General features: G+C 52.4%; 2 protein-coding genes and 1 pseudogene. All 3 read right to left on the reverse strand.

Going from position 1 to position 2,161, the window contains the following annotated elements; all coding sequences use genetic code 11:
• Positions 1–1,176 (reverse strand): hypothetical protein (locus tag ABYW01_RS20055; RefSeq protein WP_372836204.1); only part of this gene is annotated, 1,176 nt, incomplete at its 3' end.
• 135 nt (positions 1,177–1,311) lie between these two features.
• Complete coding sequence (locus ABYW01_RS20060) at positions 1,312–1,824, reverse strand: DUF501 domain-containing protein (RefSeq protein WP_372836205.1); 513 nt, start codon at positions 1,822–1,824, stop codon at positions 1,312–1,314.
• A gap of 48 nt (positions 1,825–1,872) precedes the next feature.
• Positions 1,873–2,161 (reverse strand): annotated as a pseudogene (locus ABYW01_RS20065) (ATP-dependent DNA helicase RecG); the annotation flags it as partial.

The following is a 2,161-nucleotide window of genomic DNA, read 5'->3' on the forward strand; positions in this document are numbered from 1 at the left end:
ATCCCACTTCATCTTCACATCATCGGTGACGTAGTAATCCCCGGCTTCCATGGTCAGTGTGGCCTGACCTTTAAGTTCGATCTTCTTGTATGTGCCCGGAGAAATCGTGCGACTCTGTTTGTAGTCCACCTTAAAGTCACTACCGCCGTTGGATTTAAAGCCGTTGAAGTCCATTGCGGTGGATGGATTGAAGCTGGCGGTACAGGTGGTGTTGCCACAGCTGACACCACCCGAATCATCATCAATTTCAACTGCATCGATAATATTGTCAGGGCTGTTGATCACCTTCGTGCCCCACTCAAACTTCACTTCACCACTGCTGCTATGGCTCTGAACACCGTCCGGCCAGATTGCCGCACAACCACTCGCGGCGGGTGGGGGGGGCGGTGGCGTAACAGCACCGCCGCCGCAAAGATCACCAAAAGCAGCTGCGGAAACGGCAGATGGGAGGTAATTCACCTTAGAGGCTGAGCTGCGCAGCTCTACACTCTTACCGCTGACCGCACCATTTACCTCGGCGCGACTGTAGAGGCGTAACACTTTTTTGGAGTAGATAAAGCCGGTGACCGTGGCATCACTGGACAACGAAACTTCTCCATGACTGAATATCACCAGTTGAGAAGCATCTCCACCCACATTGATATCTGAGCCACTCTCAAACTTGACGTTCCCTTTCAGCAGGATACGAACGACACCGGAACCACTAATATTGATCTGTGCATCGCTTTTCAGAGTGAGAGAACCGCGAAGTTGATAGTCTCCCGGCGTTAGGGTCGCTACCGCTCGGGAGTTAAGCCGAATATCGTCGTAGTTGCCTGGCAGTAAGGTACGGGTTTCCCGATAACCTATTTCAACGTCATTGTTGTTGTTCGGAAAATCGTTGAAATCCATGGTGGTGGCAGCGGAACCGGTGCTGCCACAGGAGGTGGTATTGCAGCTGTTGCCGCCGGAGTTGTCTGTGAGCCGCTTTGTCGCGAGGATATTGTCCGGGCTGCCGGTAACTTTAGATGCCCATTCAAATTTAACCGTGCCGCTGTTGCTGTTCGTCTGCACGCCATCCGGAAAAACCGCACTGCATTCTGGCGTGGCAGCAAAGCTTTGCGCGAGTCCGATCAGACTCAGAAAACATATCCACAGGGCTTTAAGTGACAAGCTCTTCACTGACCGAAACTCCATATATCTCATCCAGCTGAAAATAACAGCAGAGCGCAATCGCAAACAATCAGCATAGTCCTGAACTGGGGCTTTTGCAGCTTCGTAGCACTGATGACGAATGTTTGTTGCGTTATGTCAGGATATCGGCTGAGCAGATCAAAGATTGATAGTCAGTGTGTGCAGCTCAAACTCGGCATCCAGACGCTCGCCAATCACGTTACGGTCGGCCAGATGGTGAGCGTATTGCATATGCAGGCAACGCACCTTATCCCAGTGGCGGATGCCGCCGATGCCGTATTGATTAAACAGATCGGTAAATCCCAGCTCATCGATGCGCTGACGATCCTCATCACGCATCAGCTTCCAGCGCAGATCGACGTAAGCCTGCTGATTCGCCAGAAATGCAGTACGCAAATCATCGTCGGCCTCCAGTTCAGCTTCGATCTGCTTGACCCAACCCGAGGTTTCGATCTCTGCGATCGCTTGGTACAGGTCTTTGGAGCACAACCAGAACAGCGTAGGAAACGGCTGATCTTCCACCAGCGACTGCATCTGCAGCACCAATGGCACAGCCATATCCGTCGCAACGGCGACACCGGCTAAACCCCGGGGTTTGCGACCCAGTTGCTTTTCGATCAGTTCAAGTTGGTGTGCGGTGGGTTCAGACATGGGATTCCAGCAATTTATAGGTGAGTTAAAACAGGCCACATTATAGCGTTAAACGTTGCCGTACTCTTCCCCCACACCCAACCAACGGCGGATCATTGGCTCGACATGTTGTGGATAACCTTGCATCTGACCCGCCACCTGTTTTACGCGGGTGAGCAGGTCTGAATCACGCTGCAGATCGGCAATCTTAAACTGCATCATACCGGTCTGGCGGGTACCTAAGACTTCGCCCGGCCCACGTAGCTCCAGATCTTTTTCGGCAATTTTGAAACCATCAGTGGTTTCACGCATCACCTTGAGACGTTCCCGGCCCTGTTTCGACAGGGGTGCGTGATAC

Origin of the sequence: Pontibacterium sp. (genome assembly GCF_041587635.1) — a bacterium.
Classification (GTDB): domain Bacteria; phylum Pseudomonadota; class Gammaproteobacteria; order Pseudomonadales; family Balneatricaceae; genus Pontibacterium.

Excerpts from the sequence above, each read along its gene's own strand:
- ABYW01_RS20060 (WP_372836205.1), bottom strand. The coding sequence starts at position 1,824 with ATGTCTGAACCCACCGCACACCAACTTGAACTGATCGAAAAGCAACTG.